Here is a 20889-nt window from a genome sequence, read left to right on the forward strand (position 1 = left end):
TGCGTCCATCCGCCGCGCTGCCCTTACTGTTTCGCAGTTGCAGGTGTATCGTATTCGCCTTTTTCAGGCCTTCGTGCCTGTCGCTGATTCGTGAGGTAGTTGAGTTCATGTCCTTTACCCGTCGCCAAATTCTCGGTGGCCTGGCCGGTCTTGTTGTCGTGGGTGTCGGTGCGGGTGGCGCGTCGCGATACTGGCTGGGCAAGCGCGCCGACGCCGAAGCGGGCCACGACTATGAGCTGATCGCGGCGCCGCTGGACGTCGAGCTGGTGGTGGGGCACAAGACCCCGGCCTGGGCGTTCGGCCCATCGGCGCCGGGCACCGAGTTGCGGGTGCGCCAGGGCGAATGGCTGCGGGTGCGTTTCATCAACCACCTGCCGGTCGCCACGACCATTCACTGGCACGGCATTCGTTTGCCGCTGGAAATGGATGGCGTGCCTTACGTGTCGCAACTTCCGGTGCTGCCGGGGGAATATTTCGACTACAAATTCCGTGTGCCGGACGCCGGCAGCTACTGGTATCACCCACATGTGAACAGCAGCGAGGAACTAGGTCGTGGCCTCGTCGGACCGTTGATTGTCGAAGAACGCGAACCAACCGGTTTCAAATACGAAAAGACCCTGAGCCTGAAAAACTGGCACATCGATGAACAGGGTAGCTTCGTCGAGTTCAGCATTCCCCGTGAAGCGGCCCGTGGTGGCACGGCGGGGCGCCTGTCGACCATCAACGGAGTGCCGCTGCCGGTCATCGACCTGCCTGCCGGGCAGATCACTCGGGTACGGCTGCTGAACCTCGACAACACCCTGACCTATCGTCTGAACATTCCCGGTGTCGAGGCGCAGATCTATGCGCTGGACGGCAACCCGGTAGAACCGCGCCCGATGGGCAAGGAATACTGGCTCGGCCCCGGCATGCGCATTTGCCTGGCGATCAAGGCCCCGGCGGCCGGTGAAGAGTTGTCCTTGCGCAACGGTCCGGTACGCCTGGGGACGTTCCGTTCGGTGGCCAATACCGATGCGCCAAACGAATGGCCACCCGCGCTGCCCGCCAACCCGGTGGCCGAACCGGACCTGGCCAACGCCGAGAAACTCAACTTCAATTTCGAATGGGTCGGCTCGGTGTCGGTCAATGTCGAAAACGGCAAGCCGCCCAGCCTGTGGCAGATCAACGGCAAGGCCTGGGACATCACCGACAAGACCTGCGCCGATCGGCCGATTGCCAAGCTCGAAAAGGGCAAGAGCTACATTTTCGAATTGAAGAACATGACTCAGTATCAACACCCGATTCACCTGCACGGCATGAGCTTCAAGGTCATTGCCTCGAATCGGCACAAAGTCATTCCGTATTTCACCGACACCTATCTGCTGGGCAAGAACGAGCGCGCGCAAGTGGCGCTGGTGGCAGATAATCCCGGCGTGTGGATGTTCCACTGCCACGTGATCGATCACATGGAAACCGGCCTGATGGCCGCTATCGAGGTGGCGTGATGCGTCAGATTCGTCCCGCCGCGATCATCGACCGCAGCCGTGACCAAGACTTCATGCGTGAAGCGCTGGCACTGGCGGCCCAAGGTGCCGCCCTCGGCGAAGTGCCGGTGGGCGCGGTGCTGGTGCAGGACGGTGAAATCATCGGTCGTGGCTTCAATTGCCCGATCAGCGGCAACGACCCGAGCGCCCATGCCGAGATGGTCGCCATCCGCGCCGCCGCCCAGGCCGTCAGCAACTATCGTCTGACGGGCAGTACGCTGTACGTCACGCTGGAGCCGTGCAGCATGTGCGCCGGGCTGATCGTGCATTCGCGGATCGCGCGCGTGGTGTATGGCGCGCTGGAGCCGAAAGCGGGGATTGTGCAGAGCCAGGGACAGTTTTTTACCCAGGGCTTTTTGAATCACCGGGTGTTGTATGAGGGTGGGGTGTTGGCGGAGGAGTGTGGGGCTGTTCTGAGCGAGTTCTTCAAGGCCCGGCGCGCCAAAGCATCAGACTAAAAAAACAACACCAAACCCTGTGGAAGCTGGCTTGCCAGCGATGGCATCGGCACATCAAACATTGATGCCGACTGAACCACCGCTATCGCTGGCAAGCCAGCTCCCACAGGTTTTTGCTGTGTTCGGAAAAGATGGGTTACTTCTTCGCCACAATCACCGCCCGCATCGGCGCCGGCAGCCCTTCAATCGTCTTGCTGTGATCTTCGGGATCAAGGAAGTCGCTCAGCGACTGATACTTCATCCACTCCGTCCCGCGCTGCTCTTCAACGGTGGTGGTGCTCACATCCACACACTTCACGTCCGTGAAACCGGCACGCCGCAACCACAATTCCAGTGCCGGCACGGACGGCAGGAACCACACGTTACGCATCTGCGCGTAGCGGTCTTCCGGCACCAGCACCTGATGCTTGTCGCCTTCGACCACCAACGTTTCCAGCACCAGTTCACCGCCCTTGACCAGGCAATCCTTCAGCGCCAGCAAATGCTCGATCGGCGAGCGACGGTGGTAGAACACGCCCATGGAGAACACCGTGTCGAAACCTTCGAGTTCCGGCGGCAGGTCTTCGAAGGGGAAGGGCAAGTGCCAGGCATTCGGCTCGGACAGGTAACGCTGCACCGCCTGGAACTGGCAGAAGAACAGCCAGTTCGGGTCGACACCGATCACGCTGTCGGCACCGGCGCCGAGCATGCGCCACATGTAGTAGCCGTTGCCGCAGCCGACATCGAGGATGCGTTTGCCTTTGAGGTCCAGATGCGGTGAGACCCGCGACCATTTCCAGTCCGAGCGCCATTCGGTGTCGACGTGCACACCAAACAGATCGAACGGCCCTTTGCGCCATGGCGACAGGCCCATCAACGCGGTGCGCATTTGTGCGCGGGTTTCGTCGCTGCAATCGGTATCGAGCTTCAAGCCGTTGAGCAAATCGACTTCGCTCGGCTGGATCTTCGGCAAGGCATCCAGCGCGCTTTGCCAGCGCTCAAGGTCGCCGTGACCCTTTTCCATTTTCTTGTCGAGTTGACGCTGCAGGGTGTTGGCCCAATTGGCCAGCGGCGTGCCGGCCAGACGGCGGGCGAGGGGAGACAGATCAATCATGGCAAGGCAATCAACGAGGCAAAGTTAAGACACTGGAACCACGGCACGACTTTCGAGAACCCGGCCGCCAACAGGCGCTCGCGGTGTTCTTCGAGGCTGTCGGGCTTCATGACGTTTTCGATGGCGCTGCGCTTCTGGGCAATTTCCAGTTCGCTGTAGCCGTTGGCGCGTTTGAAGGCGATGTGCAGGTCGGTGAGCAGCGCGTGCTCCTGCTCGTCTTCAAAACGCAGTTTTTCCGAGAGGATCAGCGCACCACCCGGCAACAGCGACTGACGGATGCGCGACAGCAATGCGGTGCGCTGGTCCGGGGCGATGAATTGCAGGGTGAAGTTCAGCGCGACCACCGAGGCAGGTTTGAATTCGAGGGCGAGGATGTCGCCCTCGATCACTTCGACCGGCAGCAGCTCCTGGAACATCGAATCCTGACCGTTGAGGTACTCGCGGCAGCGTTCGACCATCGCCGCCGAGTTATCCACAGCGATAACGCGGCAACCGTCGGTGCGCACGTGGCGGCGCAGGGCTTGGGTCACGGCGCCCAGCGACGAGCCCAGGTCGTACAGCACGCTGTTGGGCTGGGCGAACTGCGCGGCGAGCACGCCGAGGTTTTCCACGATGGTCGGGTAACCCGGTACCGAGCGCTTGATCATGTCCGGGAACACCCGCACCACGTCCTCGTTAAAGGCGAAGTCAGGCACCTGGGCCAAAGGCTGGGCGAAAAGGCGATCGGATTCTTTGCTCACGGCGGTTCCAGCGGTGTAGGTGGAAAAGGCCGGCATTTTAGCCAAGTTGGCGCGGGGATGCGCGGGTTGTCTGATAAAGCGGGGGGCTCACCATGATTTATGGAGGGTAACCCCATTGTGGCGAGGGAGCTTGCTCCCGCTCGGCTGCGCAGCAGTCGTCAATCGGCTTGCGCGTTTTGTCAGTAGGAATGAGGGGCTGCTTCGCAACCCAGCGGGAGCAAGCTCCCTCGCCACAGGGTTCAGCGTTTGTTTTGGGTGAACGCCGAGGCTGTGATACCCCACTGCCCCAACCAATAACTGAGGATGATCACATAAGGCGCCGCATCAAACGGCATCACAAAGCGGCTGATGCCAATCACGCTATCCGAGAACACAAACGCCACCGCACCACCCGCCGCCAACAGCGCCGAACGCTTGGGTACATCAGTGCCGAGCCGGGCCAGTGCGCGCCAGAGCATGGCGCTGATGGCCAGGCCGTAGACGATCACCGGAACCAGCAATGGCCCCAGACCATGGGAAATCAGAATTCCCAACAGCACTGCACCGACGCCGAGGGCAATAATCAGCGGCAGCAGGGCCAGACGCCGGCAGTCGCTTAGATAAGCTTTCAGATAGGCCAGATGAGCGACCAGAAACGCGCCCAGGCCAAACACAAACAAATCCCCCGGCCACGCCAGCAACACATCGCCGAGCAGGGATAAGATCAAACCGAGGCTGATCCAGCGCCGGTATTCGCTGGGCGGTGCGTCATGCAGCCAGCCGAGCAGGGCCAGTACGGGCAGCGGTTTGACCAGCAGGCAGAGCAGCGAGGCATGCACGCTCAGGCCATAGAGAAACGTCACCGCGCCCATCAGCGCCAGAATCAGCCAGCCCACGGTCAGTTCACCGAGATTGCGCAGTCGAACGAATCAACCGGCAGCACTTCCGGCGCCCATGGCTGTTGCGAGGTCAGGCGCAAGCGCCCGGTGCCGGGGGCGAAGGCCTGGAAGCGCCAGGTCGAGACACCGGCTGCGCCGACGATACCGGCATCTTCCGGGTTTCGATAAACCTCTGGCCCCAACGCGTGCAACACGCCACCGGCCGAATCCTGGATTGACCAGCGGTAACCCGTGGTCGGGTTGCTCGGCAGGGTCAGAATCAGGTTTTGTCCGCTGGTGAGTTTCACCGGGCATTCGCTTTGTTTTTCCACGGTCACGTTGTGTTTCGGTTGCGTGGCGCATCCGGCCAGCAAGGCGAGGGTGAGGGGGACAAACAGGCGAGTGGGGGACATAAGGTCAGTGGCTCCGGCGTTCACGACGAACGGCGAGCATAACCGAGATGAGACAAATTGTGACAGGGCTGGGATTTGGTGCTGTCAGTGCTGACGCCTTCGCGAGCAAGCCCGCTCCCACATTGGATCGCGTAGTTAGCTAGTAACTCGGCCTAATGTGGGAGCGGGCTTGCTCGCGAAGACTTTGGTGCAGGCGCTACAGAACTATCAGAACAACACCTTCGCCACATCCGCAAACCGCTTGGCAAAGTGCGCGGTAATCCCTTCCTTCAGATACTCCGGCAGTTCCTCGAAATTCCCCCGGTTGGCTTCCGGCAAGATCAGCTCGAAAATCTTCTGCCGCCGCGCCGCAATCACCTTTTCACGCACCCCGCCAATCGGCAGTACATGCCCGGTCAACGTCAGTTCGCCGGTCATGGCCACACCTTTTTTCGGCGCCTGATTGCGCGCTAGCGAGAGCAGGGCACTGGCCATGGTTACGCCAGCGCTTGGGCCGTCCTTCGGTGTCGCACCTTCCGGGACGTGAAGGTGCACGAAGGCTTCATCGAAGAATTTCGGATCTCCACCAAACGACTTCAGGTTGGAACTGACGTAGCTGTAGGCGATTTCCGCGGATTCTTTCATCACATCACCCAGTTGCCCGGTGAGTTTGAAACCACGGTTCAGGGTATGGATGCGCGTCGCTTCAATCGGCAATGTCGCGCCGCCCATGCTCGTCCAGGCCAGCCCGGTGATCACGCCGGTGCCCGACAGCACTTGCTCGTTGCGGAACACCGGTTTACCCAGCGAGGTTTCCAGGTCTTTCGGGCCGAGCTTGATCACTGCTTTCGGTTCGTCGAGCAGTTTCATCACCGCTTTGCGTACCAGTTTTCCGAGGTTTTTCTCCAACTGACGCACGCCGGCTTCACGGGCGTAGCCGTCGATCAGCGCCTTGAGCGCGTTGTCGCTGATGCTCAGGCTGCCTTTCGATACACCTGCTTTTTCAAGTTGCTTGGGCCACAGGTGACGCTTGGCGATGGCGACTTTTTCTTCGGTGATGTAGCCCGACAGGCGAATCACTTCCATCCGGTCCAGCAGCGGGCCGGGAATCGAATCCAGGGTGTTGGCGGTGCAGATGAACAGCACTTTCGACAGGTCCATCCGCAAGTCGAGATAGTGGTCGAGGAATTCGACGTTCTGCTCCGGATCGAGGGTTTCCAGCAGCGCCGAGGCCGGGTCGCCCTGGTAGCTTTGGCCCATCTTGTCGATTTCGTCGAGCATGATCACCGGGTTCATCACTTCGACGTCTTTCAACGCCTGCACCAGTTTGCCCGGCTGCGCGCCGATGTAGGTGCGGCGATGGCCCTTGATCTCGGCTTCGTCGCGCATGCCACCGAGGCTGAAGCGGTAGAACGGCCGGCCAAGGGATTCGGCGATGGATTTGCCGACGCTGGTCTTGCCCACACCCGGCGGGCCGACCAGCAGCACGATAGAGCCGCTGATCTCGCCTTTATAGGCGCCGACGGCGAGGAATTCGAGGATTCGGTCCTTGATGTCGTCGAGGCCAGCGTGGTGTTTATCCAGCACCTTGCGCGCGTGCTTGAGGTCGAGTTTGTCGTCGCCGTACACGCCCCACGGCACCGAGGTCGCCCAGTCGATGTAATTGCGGGTGACCGCATACTCCGGCGAACCGGTTTCGAGGATCGACAGCTTGTTCATTTCTTCTTCGAGGCGTTTCTGCACCTGCGCCGGCAGGACTTTGCCCACCAGCCGCTGTTCGAACTGTTCGAGGTCGGCGCTGCGGTCGTCCTTGGTCAGCCCCAGTTCTTGCTGGATGACCTTGAGCTGTTCCTTGAGGAAGAACTCGCGCTGGTGCTCACCGATCTTGCGGTTTACTTCCGCGGAAATCTCTTTTTGCAGGCGCGCGACTTCGACTTCCTTGCGCAGCATCGGCAGGACTTTTTCCATGCGCTTGAGCATCGGCACGCAGTCGAGCACTTCCTGCAATTCATTGCCGGTGGCCGAGGTGAGGGCGGCGGCGAAGTCGGTCAGCGGCGACGGATCGTTGGGGCTGAAGCGGTTGAGGTAATTCTTCAGCTCTTCGCTGTACAGCGGGTTGAGCGGCAGCAGTTCCTTGATCGCATTGATCAGCGCCATGCCGTAGGCCTTGACCTCATCGGTCGGCTCGGTGGGCTGGTGCGGGTATTCGACTTCCACCAGATACGGCGGGCGATGGTGCTTGAGCCAGGTACGGATGCGAACGCGGGTCAGGCCCTGGGCGACGAATTGCAGTTTGCCGTTTTCGCGGCTGGCGTGGTGCACCTTGACCAGCGTGCCGTACAGCGGCAACGCGGAAGTGTCGAAGTGGCGCGGATCTTCCTGGGGCGTGTCCATGTAGAACAGGGCCAGGGAGTGGTGATCGGATTTGGCGACCAGGTCGAGGGTCTCGGCCCAAGGCTCTTCATTGACGATGACCGGCAGCACCTGGGCCGGGAAGAACGGTCGGTTGTGGATCGGGATGATGTAGACCTTGTCCGGCAGGTTCTGGCCGGGCAGGGCCAGGCCTTTGCCGGGGTTATGGTGCGGGGCGTTTTCCGGATCGGCGTATTCGCTCGGGTCTTCAGGGAATTCTTGCTGGTCGCTCATGGGGGCACCTGCGCAATGGGTATGGGTCTTAGATGGGGCAGGTTGGTGGTGGTTTCAATGATGCTTTGGGGTTAATGGGGAATTCGAAGGTGTGTTCAGCAGGGATTCAGGTTAGCTGGATTGTGGCGCGATGCATTTGTAGGAGCTGCCGAAGGCTGCGATCTTTTGATCCTGGAACATCAAAAGATCGCAGCCTTCGGCAGCTCCTACGGGGACGGTGGCGGCAATAAAAAAGGCGACGCCTGTGAGGGCGTCGCCTTTGTTTTACTGCCGTTACAACTTACTCGGAGAGTTTGTACGCAATCACATAGTCACCCTGCTTGGTGCCCAGCGAGCCGTGGCCGCCGGCAACGACCAGCACGTATTGCTTGCCGTCCTTGCCGGTGTAGGTCATCGGCGTGGTTTGCGCGCCGGCCGGCAGGCGGCCTTCCCACAGTTGCTTGCCGTTTTTCATGTCGTAGGCGCGCAGGTACTGGTCGAGGGTGCCGCTGAGGAAACCGACGCCACCAGCGGTGGTGAAGGTGCCGCCCAGGCTTGGCACGCCCATGCTCAACGGGATCGGAACCGGCGAGCTGTCACGCACGGTGCCGTTCTTGTGCATCCAGATTTTCTGATGGGTCGTCAGGTCGATGGCAGCGACATAACCCCACGCTGGCGCTTGGCACGGCAGGCCCATCGGCGACAGCAGCGCTTCAAGGACTACGCCGTACGGCGCGCCTTTGTTCGGCTGCACGCCTTCGGTTTCGCTTTTGCGCGGGCCCTGGGCAGCGATTTCGGCGGCCGGGATCATTTTCGATTTGAACGCCATGTAGCTCGGGTTCACGAAAGCGATCTGGCGCACCGGGTCAACCGAGATACCGCCCCAGTCGAACACGCCGAAGTTGCCCGGATACACGATCGAACCCTGCAGCGATGGCGGGGTGAACGGACCGTCGTAGCGCATGGATTTGAAGTCGATCCGGCAGATCAGTTGGTCGAACGGGGTAACGCCCCACATGTCCCGCTCTTGCAGCGGCGGCGGCATCAGGTTCAGGTCGGATTTCGGTTGGGTCGGCGAGGTGTGGTCGCCTTCCACCGCGCCTTGCGGCACCGGCACTTCATTGATTGGCACGATGGCCTGGCCGGTGCTGCGGTCCAGCACGTAGATGCTGCCTTGCTTGGTGGAGGCCAATACCGCTTGCTTGACGCCGTCAGCGGTTTTCAGGTCCATCAGGGTTGGCTGGCCACCGACGTCCATGTCCCACAGGTCATGGTGGGTGAACTGGAAGTGCCAGCGCACTTTACCGGTGGCGATGTCGAGGGCGGTCAGGCCGGCGGCGTGCAGTTCCGATTCCGGCGTGCGTGCTCCACCAAACTGGTCCGGGGTCTGGTTGCCCATCGGCAGGTAGAGCATGCCGAGTTTTTCATCGACGGCGAACATGGACCACATGTTCGGCGAGTTGCGGGTGTAGACCTTGCCTTCGGCAATCGGCGTGGTGTCGTCCGGGTTGCCGCTGTCCCAGTTCCACACCAGTTTGCCGGTGTGCACGTCGAACGCGCGGATCACGCCGCTCGGCTCGTCGGTGGAAACGTTGTCGGTGACGTGACCGCCAATCACCACCAGGTCCTTGGTGACCGCTGGAGGCGAAGTGGAGTAGTAGCCACCGGCGGTGAAGCCACCGATGTTGGCGCGCAGGTCGACCTGACCTTTGTCGCCGAAGTCTTCACACATCTTGCCGGTGTCGGCGTTCAGCGCGATCAGACGAGTGTCGGCAGTCGGCAGGAAGATCCGGCGCGGGCAGACGCTGGCCACGGGAGCGCTGGCGCTGCCGGTCGGGCTCTGCTCGGAGGCGTACACCGCGTCATCGTGATAGGTCACGCCACGGCAGGTCATGTGCGCCCAACCCTTGAAGTTCGCCGCGTTCTGCGTAGAGAGCTTCGGATCGAAACGCCAGATTTCCTTGCCGGTGTCCGGGTCCAGGGCAATCACCTGGCTGTGCGGCGTGCACACGTAGAGCATGCCGTTGACTTTCAGCGGGGTGTTTTCGGCAGTGGTTTCGCCCGGATCGTTCGGCCCTGGCAGGTCGCCGGTGCGGTAGCTCCAGGCTTCAACCAGTTTGTGCGCGTTCTGCGGAGTGATCTGTGCCAGCGGCGAATAACGGTCACCGTGAGCGCTGCGGCCGTAGGAATTCCAGTCACCGTCCGGCATGGCCGGGGCGGTGTTGGTCATGCCATCGACACTGTCGCGGTCCAGCTGACCTTTGATTTCACCTGGGTTGGTGAACTGGCTGGCCAGTGCCGTAACGCCCGCGAGCACCACGGCCACGCCCAGCGCGCCAGTGCCCATCGGTGCGGCGCCATCAAGCAGCAGCGGACGACGGAACCACGGCAGCAGCATGACGATGCCCAACGCAAACAGCATCGCCAGACGCGGCACCAGTTGCCACCAGTCGAGGCCGACTTCCCACAGCGCCCACACGGTGCTGGCGAACAGCACCACTGCGTACAGGCCCAGCGCGGCGCGGCGGGCCATCAACAGCAGGATGCCAGTCAGCGCCAGGCCGATGCCGGCCAGCAGATAATACAGCGAGCCGCCGAGCATGCTCAGCTTGATCCCCCCGGCCAGCATGGCCAGGCCCATTAGCAGAAGCAGAATGCCGAGCAGGCTCGGCAGCAGACGGCTTCGACTCAAGGCACCATCAGTGCTCATAGTGTGATTCTCCGTGACATTTCAAGTAGTCCCTCGCACGTTCACTGTAGATGACGATATTGCGGGGGCATGGTTCAGATGAAAGCTGTTGGGCTGATGCAATTTCTGTAGGAGCCGAGCTTGCTCGCGATAGCGGTGGGTCAGGCAACATGGATGTTGGCTGTGACGGCCTCATCACGAGCAAGCTCGGCTCCTACAGTTTTGTGGTGTTTTTTAGAACGAGGACTGGATCTTGATGCCTCCGATCAAGGCGTCATCGACCTCGTTCACGCCACCGGGATGACGGATGTATTGCAGGTTCGGGCGCACGGTCAGCCAGTTAGTGACGTGCACGCCGTAATAGAGTTCGGCGCTGTATTCGGTGTCTTGGGGCGGCAGGAACGATGGATCGTCGTAGTCGAAAATCGCATGGGCTTGGTTGGTCGCCTCGGCATTCTTGCGATAAGCCGGGTTGACGTGCACACGGGCCATGGCGAAGCCGATGTCATCCTTGGCGCGGGCATCGAACAGGCCTTTGTAGACGACGCCGGCCTGGACATAGTTGTCGATGGCGTTGGTTTTCTTGTCGTGCATCGTGCCGTTGGCGAACACGCTCAGACCGCGCGAATGGTCGCTGGCGATGCTGGTGATTTGCTGCTGGATGCCGAGCCACACGCCGTGTTTGCTTGATGCGCTGCGGTAGGCCTCGCCACTCAGGGCGGCGGGCTGGCCGTTGCCGTCCTTGTAGGCATCGGTGGCGTTGGCGTTGCTGTAGTAGTAACCGGCGCGGTATTCGCCCGGCAGACCGTTGAGCTTGGGCGTCCACACCAGTTCAACCGGCAGAATCGCGCCCTGGGTGCCGCTGCCGCTGAGCTTGAAGCCGTTGTCGCGATCAAGGTTCGACGGGTTCTGCTCGTACACGCCGACCTGCGCGTACAGCTCCGGCGTCAGGTGATACTTGACCCGCATCGCCCATTGGCTGACTGGCCAGTTGTACCAGATGCCGCCGACCCAGTTACCGACCTGAGAGCCGCAGAACGCCAGGTTCTGGAAGTCGCAGGGGAAACTGTTGAAGTCTTCGCCTTCGCCGAAGCGGCCGACCTTGATGTCGAGCTTCTGGTCGATGAATTTTTGCTGATACCACATCTGCGTCAAGCGCCAGGTCTGACCACGGCCCCAGACTTCCTGGGCTGACGTGAAGCCACCGACACGCGGGTCGTTGATGCGGTCGTTGCTGATGTTGTTGCCGCTGCGTTCGGTGATGGTCAGCTGAAATTCGGCATCGCTCCAGCCGAGAATTTTCTGCAAATCCAAATGAGTGCCAAGGGCAAACTGATCGCTGTAGCGCGCGGTGCGGTCGTGGTCATAACCGCCGTGCAGATTGCTGCCCATTTCGCCGGTGTAATCGACTTTGAAGTCGTAGCCTTTTTCCGCAAGTTCTGTGCGAGTGCCGTTCCAGTCGCCGAGCATCCAGGGGAAGTCGCTATCGAAGGCCGGGGCGGCCTGTGTGCAGTTGGCCAAGCCCAACACCGTGAAACCACCGATGAAGCTCAGTGTTTTCCGGCAGGCAACAGGTATTGAGACAGCGCTGTCTTTTAAGATTGGAAAATCAGGCATAGAAAGGAAATTCTTGATCTTTTTCTGGGGATGAACGGGAACAGCAGAAGTGATTCGGGTGTGCAGAAGCGATTCAGCTATAACGGCCGCAAGGATAATGTTCTGTTACAAATAGAGAAAGAGCTTTTACTGACATGCATCTTTTCAGATTTGGTAACAGTCCACGAAGTGTCGCAGCCTGCGATCTTTTCCGTTTCACCTACATTTAACGTAAGGTGCGCGGCTTCCTCATTCCAACATCGCGAAAGGCCCGGCATGACCGAACAGAACCACGACCCGCTACACGGCGTAACACTGGAGCAAATCCTCAATGCCCTGGTTGAACACTATGAATGGTCGGGGCTGGCCGAGCGCATCGATATTCGCTGCTTCAAGAGTGACCCGAGCATCAAGTCGAGCCTGACGTTTTTGCGCAAAACCCCTTGGGCGCGGGAGAAGGTCGAACGCTTGTACGTGAAGTTGATGCGCACCAAGCGACCGCTCTGAATGGTGATTGCTGCTGATGTGCGACGGCGTCTGATCTGCATGGCAGCGGTGCTCGGTTGGACCGCCTTGAGCATCCAGATGTACCTGACACTTTATTATCGCTGGAGTAGCGGCGGCAGCCTGTTGGGCGGGCTGATGAGTTACTTCAGTTACTTCACCGTGCTGACCAATATGCTCGTCGCCGTGGTACTGACCTGCGCTGCGACCCGCCGTGAATCAGCCGCGCGGCGCTGGTTCCTGCAGCCGTGGGTGAGCAGCGGTGTTGCCGTGAGCATTGTGTTGGTCAGCGTTGCGTACAACCTGTTACTGCGTCATCTGTTTCGTCCTGAAGGCTTGCAGTTCGTTGCCGATGAACTCTTGCACGACGTGATGCCGCTGCTGTTTCTGGGGTATTGGTGGTTCTGTGTACCCAAAGGCACGCTGCGCCTCAAACATGTGCCGTTGTGGTTGATCTATCCGTGTGTCTACTTCGCCTACGCGATGCTGCGCGGGCATCTGTTGAGCGCTTATCCTTATTGGTTCCTGAGTGTGAACATGTGGGGTTATGCGCAAGTGTTCATCAATGCGGCGGGGGTGTTGGTGGGGTTTGTGGTGATTGGACTGCTAATGATTGGATTGGATCGGTGGCGCGCTCGAATCTGAACGCTGGAGGCAAATTCGAGCACTTTTGTGGGGAGGGAGCTTGCTCCCGCTGCGCTGCGCAGCAGTGCTAAAGCCTGCAGCCCAGGTACATCTTGATTACTGCGGTTGCTGATTTTACGACTGCTTCGCAGCCGAACGGGAGCAAGCTCCCTCGCCACAGGGCAGTGTCAGCTCTCAGTTACTCATCCAGTTTCCAATAGCCAACGGCTTTGACGAACTGATCGTCCAGCCCATGCTCATCCAGCAACACCCGACGAATCTGCCGCGAGACTTTGCTCTCGGTCGCGATCCAGGCATACAAACTGCCAGTGGGCACCTGGATCTGCCGTACGGTACTGAGCAAATGATCCTTGCCACCTTCACGTAGCACCCAGATCACATTGACCTCCGCGGCGCTGTGCAGCTCTTGCTGCTCCTTGCCGTTTTCCACTTCGACGATCACCAACGCACGGCGATTGGCCGCCAAGCCTTCCAGGCGTCGGGCAATCGCGGGCAGGGCGGTTTCGTCGCCGATCAGCAGATAGCTGTCGAAGATGTCCGGCACGATCATCGAACCCCTTGGCCCGCCGATGTGCAGGAATTGCCCGGGCTTGGCCTGCTCGGCCCAGGTCGAGGCAGGGCCGTCGCCGTGCAGCACAAAGTCGATGTCCAGCTCCAGGGTTTCCAGATCGTAGCGGCGCGGGGTGTAGTCGCGCATGGCCGGCATCGGCCCGTTGTCCTTGCCCGCGCCGAGCACCAGTGTCTCCAGCGCCGCCTGTTCCGCCGCGTTTTGCGGGAACAGCAGTTTGACGTGATCGTCCGTGCCGAGGCTGACAAAACCGGCCAACTCCGGGCCGCCCAGGGTAATGCGGCGCATGCGCGGGGTCAGGTCGACCACGCGAAGCACCTCCAGACGACGGCGCTTGATCTCGTGCATGACACGGTGGATGGTTTGCGTGATCACTTCAGTCATGCGCTTTCTCCTGGACAGGTTGAACGGTCGGGCCGTCGACAATGGCTTTGGCGGCGTTGTTGAGCAAGTCGCGCACCCGCAGGATTTCTTCCGGGCTCCAACGGCCATGGTGCAGTTGCAGGGCATGACGCAAGTTATGCACCGCTTCGTGGATTTCCGCCGGGCGATCATGACCGCGCAGTGAGCGCTTGCTGACATCGATGCGCACTCGCACGCCTTCAAGGGCGACGGCCTGCTCGGTCAGGGACTGGCGCCCGGCGTCGGTCACGCTGTAGCGTTTTTTGCCGCCTTCGGCATCGCCCAGGATCATTTCGCTCTCTTCCAGAAACGTCAGGGTCGGGTAGATCACGCCGGGGCTGGGACTGTAGGCGCCATCGAACATTCCTTCGATCTGGCGGATCAAGTCGTAGCCATGGCAGGGCTGTTCGGCGATCAACCCCAGCAGCAGTAATTTCAGATCTCCAGGGGCAAATACCCGTGGTCCGCGGCCACCGCGTTCGCGGCCGGGGCGTTTTTCGAAGCCGTCGCGGCCATCGCCGTGCTCGCGGTGGGGGGAATGATGGTCTCTCATTTTTGTGTTCTCTCGTCGTGTTTAGATACAACTTAAGATATATCTTATTACCTCTGCAAGATCCCCCGACCAACGGCTGGTCGCCACGCCAGGCGAAACCGCCATTGGAAATGGCGCATTCGCGGCTCCGAAACCGGCCTTTAAAACGGGCGAATAAGTTGAAATTAGTGTTAACTCTCTAATTGTAAGATTTCCGCCTTAATTCATTGGCTTTGTAATATCTCTCCTACAGAAATTGCAGTGTCGTTGTCGGCCTTTATTGCCAGTGTAATGGCTTAATGTAGTCTTGATCTGACAGTCGAACGGGGACTTTATCAGTATTCCAGTATTTTTCGTTCTGCTGTCGTAGCACTTTGGCTACGTCATTAAAGGAACTTGCCTGCTTACTTTCCAGACTATTTGGTCGATCATCTTTCGGCGTTGAAAGTTGCTCTGGAACATCACTGCTCGTGACTGTTTTGCTTCAGCGGAATTTTCAATGCTTAGATCCTTTTATTTAAAAGACAGGTACTGAAAGATGTTCAAGAAAATCGCATTCGCTGCTCCCCTGGCTGTTCTGGCTCTGAGTTCTTCGGTCGTATTTGCCGCGGGTGAGGCTCGTCACTCGATCAGCCTGATCGCTGAAGTGCCAACCAACGGTTTCTATGTAGTCCCGACCGATCCGGATCTGGTCAACAAGGACCAGGACATGAGCTATCAGCCTACTACCGGCAAAATGGGAGAGGACAATGGCTTCTTTGACATGATCAACAACAATGGGTCTGTACACGCCAGCCTGGATAACGTGCCGCAGTTGTACTCCGGCTCCAACGCCATCAATCTGCAAGTGGCAATCAATGGTGTAGTCCTTTCCACAACTCCGCAAATGGTGGTCGGCGAAACCGAGTCGAACGTTAATTTCCGTGCTCCACTGAATATCAAGGCCGTGAGTCCCAACATTGCACCTGGTTCATACACCGGTTCCGTAAACATGACGTTTGACGCTGTTCTTCCTGTCGCAATTTGAGCTTGAACGATAGTTATAAGCGCTTACTTGCTTAAGTAACGTGACCGGCCGGCAAAAAAATGTCGGCCGGGATTCAACTTTTTCGTAATTAGAGTATTCGTTCATGTTCCCGATGACGCCCATCGCGGCAGCGCTTGCGCTGCTGTTATGTAGCAGTGCATTTGCGGCGCCCACGTCCATTGATAACACGCCGCGAAGTTTGCTGGCGCAGGCCAAGGGTTTACCGGCCGAATTCGAAGAGCACTTTTTCGATGTTCCGCTGGCGGTCAGGCTCGAACTCGATCAACAACCCCTCGGCGAAGCGATGATCGTGCTGTCACGCGATGACCGTGTGACGCTGCTCGAATTTACCGATACCAGCGAAAGCCGCTTCGGCGCCAGTGAGCGCGAAACCTGGGCTGATATTCTGAAACCCGGCGTGATGCTGGGCACCTGCACAAGTCAATGCCCCGAGCAAATGCTGGCGGTGCATTACAACCTTGAAAATTCATTGCTGTCGATCGTCACCGAAAATGCCGAGCGCGACAGCGAAGTCAAGCGTTACTTCGACCAACCCGAGGGCGGCAGCAGCGGCCTGATGGTGCGCAACCAGCTCAATCTGAACGGTGGCCAGGACCAGGATCTGGGCGGGCGCTTTGGCCTGGAAGCCAGCGGCAGCTTGGGTAACTGGAGCCAGACCTTCAACATGCAACTGGCGCGTCTGGGTGGGCCGGATGACAAGACCTACCACGCGGTGCATGAGCTTTTTACCCAGCGTGAGCTGGAGGGTAGTTTTTTCCGCCTGGGTTACTTCACTCCCAACGCCGAAGGCCTGACACGCCAGCCGCGCTCGTTCGGCACCAGCCCCGACACTGCCGTGGGTGTGATGTATGGCAGCTCCGACAGTCTGGCAATCGACAGTCCGAAACCCAGCGTCTACCCGATTTACGTGACGGCCAATCGACAGGGGTCCGTTGAAATCTACCGCGACGGTCTGTTGATCAACACACAATCGGTCCCGGCGGGTTTGCAGACCCTCGACACACGCCCCTTGCCCGGCGGCATCTACGAAGTGGAAGTGCGCCTGATCGAAGACGGCCAGACCACCTCGACCACCCAGGAACTGATCTACAAGCCGAACAATTGGCGCAACCTTGATGAGCGCTGGCGTTACAACCTGTTCGCCGGACAGGAAAGCAAACTGTTGAGCAATTGGGACCAACAGGACAGCGGCGATGCCACGGCGGGCGCGGCGATCAACTATCTGCTGCACCCACGGGTGATTCTCGGCCTGTCGGCACGGCAGGTTCGCAACACGTTGCAGTACGGCAGCTCCATCGACTGGAGCCTGGCCAACAGCATCAGCCTGTATGCCAACCTTTATCAGACCGAAGACCACGGCACCGGCGCCGATCTGCAAGCGCTGTACAACTATGGCTCCGGCAGTCTGGTGGTGAGCCACAACCGCAGCTGGCTCGACACCACCAACACCTATGACACGCTGCCGGACGGCACCCGCGTGCGCCAACGCAACGTGTTCACAGGTGAGACCAGCAATTCGTCGCTGTCGCTGAACCATCGGATCAGCCGCAGAAGTTCGCTCAATGCGCGGGTCTCACACAGCGAAGGCAACGTCGAAGGTGTCGGCGTGGATCTGGGCTGGACGCAACGCACCGTATTGTTCGGCAGCGATGCCAACTGGCGGTTATCGCTGTTTGATCGTCCGGGCAGCTTCAGCAGCGGCGATGCGCGCAATCGAGGGGTCGACCTGAGTGTCAACATGGCGTTGGGTCGTCCGGGCCAGCAGATTTCCGGCAGCATCGGCAGTCGCACCGCAAGTGACGGCAGTCGTGACAACAACGCGTCCGTCGGTTTCCGCCAGGACCTGCAGGACCACGTACTGCAAAGCGTCTCGGTGACTGCGCTTACCGATACCTATGGTGTCGGTCTGTCGAGCCTGGCGAACTTCCGGACCGATGAGATCAACGGCGACGGTTTCATCCAAAGGTCGTCGTTCAACGACAACTTTACCGGTGGCCTGAACCTCGACAGCACGCTGGTGGTCGGCGCCCGGCAACTGGCCCTGACCAGTCAGCATCAGGGACGCGGAGCGGGGATGATCGTCGACGTCGAATCCGATATCGACGGCGTCGCCTTGCGTGCCGACGACCTCAGCGGTGGCAGTGCAGCGTTGCGCCCGGGTCGCAATTTCATTCCTCTGACGGCTTACAGGAACAGCTCGGTCAGTTTCGACTTCGAGGGCAATCACGTACCGGCGGCCAGTATCGAGCCGGCGCGCTCGCGTTATCACTTGAACAAGGGCGGCGTGGAGTACCGCAAGGTGCGCGTTATGAAAACCCTGACCGTGCTGGGACGCCTGCTCGACCCGCAAGGTCGCCCGCTCAAGGGCCACCATGTGATCAATCACGCCAGCCGTGGCGTGAGTGAAGTTGATGGTTTCTTCTCGATGGAAATGCATGCCGGCTCGCCCACCCTGCAAGTGCGCTATGCCGACCAGTTGCTCTGCCAGTTCCGGCTCGATACCGACAAGCACCGCAGTGAAAACAATGTGTTGATGATTGGTGATTTACGCTGCTCGCCGGACACGTTGGCGGATGCCTCATTCACTCGACAGGAGGCCAGTTGAATGGTGAATCTCAAGACTTTTCTGCCGCAATGGTTGTGCGTGCTGGCGCTGTTTGTGGCGCCTTCGGCCGAGGCGGTGAATAAGGAAATCAGGGCGTTGTTTACCCCCGACTCCGCCAACCCGCAGAGCAACAAGTTCATCAATCAGACACCGTCCACGGGCTACTGTGAGTACTACCCGGATATCTGCCGCAACAGCGATACATTCAGTATCCGTCTGATGACACGACTCGAATCGAACAAGGCGATTCAAGCCAATGCGGGTCCACGCGACAGTGCGATGTTCAAGGTGCCGGGGGGTTGGCGGTCATTGACCGTTACCAATGTGGATACCAATGAATCCAAAACCGTCGAAGTGCGTATCTCCGGCGTCGGGTCCAATCATGTCTTGAGTGATACCGCCGTCAAACTGACCGGCGCGCCCAATGCGGGTGAAGGGCACAGTCGCTTATGGAACGGTGGAAGCTGGGTGAATCCAGCGCCTCCGTGCACAACCACTGGAATGGGGTTTTACAGCGACAATAGTTACGCTTTTTTCTGGAAAGCCCCGGATGAGCGCACCTGCGTCAAAATCGCCAGGTTCCCAATCCCTGCCATGACGTACACCTATCTGGATTTTGCCTACGAACTGCGTACGCCAAATCCGTTGGAAATGTCGTCGGGGCATTACACCGGGAGCTTGAGTTATCGCCTTGGCCCTGGCGGCGATTTCGACTTCGGCGACGTCATGATTCCGAACGACTCTGACCTGATCCTGGATTTTAACCTGGAGGTTCAGCACACCCTGAAAGTCGAAATCCCTCCCGGCGGTGAAAAAATCCAGCTGGTCCCGGCGGGCGGTTGGCAAGGCTGGTTGCAGTCCGGACGTCGGCCCGTAAACCTGTTCCGCGACCAGACTTTCAATATCTCGGCCTCGTCGCGTTTCAAGATGCTGATGGGCTGCGGACCTGGAGTAAATGGCGAGTGCGCACTGGAGGACATAGAGACGAGGCGTCGAGTCGAGCTGTTCGTCAGTGTCAGCATGCCCAATGGCATCACCGATCTTTCCGGCCAACCTGTCAGGCGTTTACGACTGAAAACGGGTGCGGGGAATGAGCTGTATTTCAAACCTGGCTTCTATGTGGATCGAGCACCGGGAACACTGCATTTCGAAGTCCCGCCCCATTCGATGGCGAACATGCTGCGCCCCGGTGAAGGGATAGGCGGAAAGTATTCCGGCGTTGTCGTTGTGATCTGGGATTCGGAAGTCTGATGGGCCGAGCGCTTGCGTTGTGTTCAATATGAAGAGGTTTATGGGTATGAAGCGTGTGTTGCTATTGATGGGTTTGAGCGGTTTTTCCCTGGCCATTTCGGCCGGGCCGCAGATTAACGTCGGCACGGTGTATGACTATCTGGACGGCGAAAAGAGCACCTACCTCAAACGCGTGTTCAACAGCGGTGACAGCACGGCGTTCGTCAAGGTCAACATCCTCGAAATCGTTTACGACGCCGATGGTGGGCACCAGGAAATACCGGTCAGGACGCAAGCGGACGGCAGTGGCCGGGATGGTTTGATGGCCAGCCCCGCACGGCTGATCGTGCCGGCCAAAGGCATGCAGGGCACGCGTCTGTTGCACTTGGGGGACCGCGACACCGAGCGATATTTTCGCGTGCGCTTCGTGCCGGTGGTGCCGGAGAAAGAAGACGAGTTCGCCGTGTCGAGTGAAGAACGGGAGGCCTACAAAGAGAACCTGTCGGCGGGCGTCAACGTCATGACCGGTTTCGGTACGGTGTTCTTCGTGCGTCCGAAAAACAGCCGCTTCGACAGCGTGATCGATGACAGTGCCGGCGTTTACCGCGTGCGTAACAACGGCAACACCGTGGTGCTGATCGATGAGTTTCGCAACTGCTCGCTGAAGAACGAAACCGAGTGTGAGCCGGTCACCAAGCATCACATCCTGGCGGGAAAAACCTTCGAGTTCGAAAAGAAACCCGGTCGTGAGTACCGTTTCAATCTGGTCGAGGGCGCCTCGAAAAAAGCGCTGCGCATTGCCAGCCAGTAACAGCGCAGGGGCGGGTGGCATGTGCTTGCTCGCGATTTTGTTTTTGACGTGACAGGTAGCAGACATGATCAAGCAATCAGCCATCGGCATGTGCGCTGGCGTGATGGCGCTGGTGAGTACCCTGGCGTTCGCGGCTCGGGAAGAACACAGGTTCGAGGTCTCGGTGGACATACCGACGCTGGGGTTTTACGTGATTCCGGCGGAAGTGGACTGGATACATCGCGAACAGGTATTGCCTTGGAACATCCACAGCAAATCGCTGGAGGGCCTGCGCAAGAATTTCGACGTCAGGCACGACACCAGTGCGATCGAGGCACGGCTGGAAGCCGAGCCTTACCTGTCCAATGGGCGCGACGACCAGAACATCTACTTGCGCGTCAGCTTCAATGGTCGGGAGTTGAGCCATGACCCGCGACCTCGGGAAGTGGTGTCGGCAGATCAGGCCATGGCGGGTGGACGCTTTGCGCTGGAAATCCAGCCGAAAGTGCCGGCCGGCGGTTACAAACCGGGGCAGTACTTCGGTAATGTCCAGCTGATCTTTACTGCCGCTGCGCCTTGAAATGAGGCAGCC

At 59.4% G+C, this 20889-nt stretch carries 18 protein-coding genes; 9 read left to right on the forward strand and 9 right to left on the reverse strand.

Annotated elements, in window-relative coordinates; genetic code table 11:
- Nucleotides 1-107 precede the first annotated feature (107 nt).
- Both V6Z53_RS07655 and tadA read left to right on the forward strand, forming a co-directional pair.
- Nucleotides 108-1484, forward strand: a complete 1377-nt coding sequence (locus V6Z53_RS07655; RefSeq protein WP_338584933.1) for a multicopper oxidase family protein — start codon at nucleotides 108-110, stop codon at nucleotides 1482-1484.
- On the forward strand, nucleotides 1484-1981 hold the full coding sequence (gene tadA / locus V6Z53_RS07660; RefSeq protein WP_338584934.1) for a tRNA adenosine(34) deaminase TadA: 498 nt from the start codon (nucleotides 1484-1486) through the stop codon (nucleotides 1979-1981). Before V6Z53_RS07655 ends, tadA begins: the two co-directional genes overlap by 1 nt.
- Nucleotides 1982-2117: 136 nt before the next feature.
- On the opposite strand, the gene cmoB is transcribed toward tadA, so the two are convergent.
- From cmoB to V6Z53_RS07695, 7 genes are all read right to left on the reverse strand, one after another.
- Nucleotides 2118-3074, reverse strand: a complete 957-nt coding sequence (gene cmoB, locus V6Z53_RS07665) for a tRNA 5-methoxyuridine(34)/uridine 5-oxyacetic acid(34) synthase CmoB (RefSeq protein WP_338584935.1) — start codon at nucleotides 3072-3074, stop codon at nucleotides 2118-2120.
- Nucleotides 3071-3850: a carboxy-S-adenosyl-L-methionine synthase CmoA gene (gene cmoA / locus V6Z53_RS07670; RefSeq protein ID WP_338584936.1), complete on the reverse strand. Its 780-nt coding sequence runs from the start codon at nucleotides 3848-3850 to the stop codon at nucleotides 3071-3073. The genes cmoB and cmoA overlap by 4 nt, the downstream gene beginning before the upstream one ends.
- 203 nt (nucleotides 3851-4053) lie before the next feature.
- Entirely contained in the window at nucleotides 4054-4689 is a 636-nt protein-coding gene (locus V6Z53_RS07675; protein ID WP_338584937.1) for a lysoplasmalogenase, read from the reverse strand.
- A gap of 2 nt (nucleotides 4690-4691) precedes the next feature.
- Nucleotides 4692-5084, reverse strand: coding sequence for a protease inhibitor I42 family protein (locus V6Z53_RS07680; protein ID WP_338584938.1), 393 nt, complete (start codon nucleotides 5082-5084; stop codon nucleotides 4692-4694).
- Between the two features lie 207 nt (nucleotides 5085-5291).
- Nucleotides 5292-7709 (reverse strand): endopeptidase La, encoded by a 2418-nt coding sequence (gene lon, locus V6Z53_RS07685; RefSeq protein WP_338584939.1) that lies wholly within the window; start codon nucleotides 7707-7709, stop codon nucleotides 5292-5294.
- Between the two features lie 280 nt (nucleotides 7710-7989).
- Nucleotides 7990-10398 carry a glucose/quinate/shikimate family membrane-bound PQQ-dependent dehydrogenase gene (locus tag V6Z53_RS07690; protein ID WP_338584940.1) on the reverse strand — a complete coding sequence of 803 codons (2409 nt, stop codon included), beginning with the start codon at nucleotides 10396-10398 and terminating at the stop codon, nucleotides 7990-7992.
- A gap of 213 nt (nucleotides 10399-10611) precedes the next feature.
- Nucleotides 10612-11994: a carbohydrate porin gene (locus V6Z53_RS07695; protein ID WP_338584941.1), complete on the reverse strand. Its 1383-nt coding sequence runs from the start codon at nucleotides 11992-11994 to the stop codon at nucleotides 10612-10614.
- A gap of 255 nt (nucleotides 11995-12249) precedes the next feature.
- Between V6Z53_RS07695 and V6Z53_RS07700 the strand changes: the two genes are divergently transcribed.
- Nucleotides 12250-12480, forward strand: a complete 231-nt coding sequence (locus tag V6Z53_RS07700) for a VF530 family protein (protein WP_008016727.1) — start codon at nucleotides 12250-12252, stop codon at nucleotides 12478-12480.
- Nucleotides 12481-13122: a Pr6Pr family membrane protein gene (locus V6Z53_RS07705; RefSeq protein WP_338584942.1), complete on the forward strand. Its 642-nt coding sequence runs from the start codon at nucleotides 12481-12483 to the stop codon at nucleotides 13120-13122.
- A 178-nt stretch (nucleotides 13123-13300) separates the two neighbouring features.
- Here V6Z53_RS07705 and V6Z53_RS07710 read toward each other — a convergent pair whose 3' ends face one another.
- Together V6Z53_RS07710 and V6Z53_RS07715 are read right to left on the reverse strand one after the other, a co-directional pair.
- Nucleotides 13301-14074: a siderophore-interacting protein gene (locus tag V6Z53_RS07710; RefSeq protein WP_338584943.1), complete on the reverse strand. Its 774-nt coding sequence runs from the start codon at nucleotides 14072-14074 to the stop codon at nucleotides 13301-13303.
- Entirely contained in the window at nucleotides 14067-14645 is a 579-nt protein-coding gene (locus tag V6Z53_RS07715) for a PadR family transcriptional regulator (protein WP_338584944.1), read from the reverse strand. The genes V6Z53_RS07710 and V6Z53_RS07715 overlap by 8 nt, the downstream gene beginning before the upstream one ends.
- Before the next feature lie 517 nt (nucleotides 14646-15162).
- Between V6Z53_RS07715 and V6Z53_RS07720 the strand changes: the two genes are divergently transcribed.
- The 5 genes from V6Z53_RS07720 (at nucleotide 15163) to V6Z53_RS07740 (ending at nucleotide 20877) form a co-directional block, all read left to right on the forward strand.
- Nucleotides 15163-15651, forward strand: coding sequence for a CS1 type fimbrial major subunit (locus tag V6Z53_RS07720; RefSeq protein WP_338584945.1), 489 nt, complete (start codon nucleotides 15163-15165; stop codon nucleotides 15649-15651).
- A 103-nt stretch (nucleotides 15652-15754) separates the two neighbouring features.
- Nucleotides 15755-18277: a CS1-pili formation C-terminal domain-containing protein gene (locus V6Z53_RS07725; protein ID WP_338584946.1), complete on the forward strand. Its 2523-nt coding sequence runs from the start codon at nucleotides 15755-15757 to the stop codon at nucleotides 18275-18277.
- Nucleotides 18278-19528 carry a hypothetical protein gene (locus tag V6Z53_RS07730; RefSeq protein ID WP_338584947.1) on the forward strand — a complete coding sequence of 417 codons (1251 nt, stop codon included), beginning with the start codon at nucleotides 18278-18280 and terminating at the stop codon, nucleotides 19526-19528.
- A 46-nt stretch (nucleotides 19529-19574) separates the two neighbouring features.
- The gene (locus tag V6Z53_RS07735; RefSeq protein ID WP_338586460.1) at nucleotides 19575-20318 is read left to right on the forward strand and encodes a molecular chaperone; all 744 of its coding nucleotides are present in this window, start codon (nucleotides 19575-19577) and stop codon (nucleotides 20316-20318) included.
- A 64-nt stretch (nucleotides 20319-20382) separates the two neighbouring features.
- Nucleotides 20383-20877 (forward strand): CS1 type fimbrial major subunit, encoded by a 495-nt coding sequence (locus V6Z53_RS07740; RefSeq protein WP_338584948.1) that lies wholly within the window; start codon nucleotides 20383-20385, stop codon nucleotides 20875-20877.
- The last annotated feature ends 12 nt before the right edge of the window (nucleotides 20878-20889 follow it).

The sequence above is a fragment of the Pseudomonas sp. MAG733B genome (assembly GCF_036884845.1).
Taxonomy (GTDB): Bacteria; Pseudomonadota; Gammaproteobacteria; order Pseudomonadales; family Pseudomonadaceae; genus Aquipseudomonas.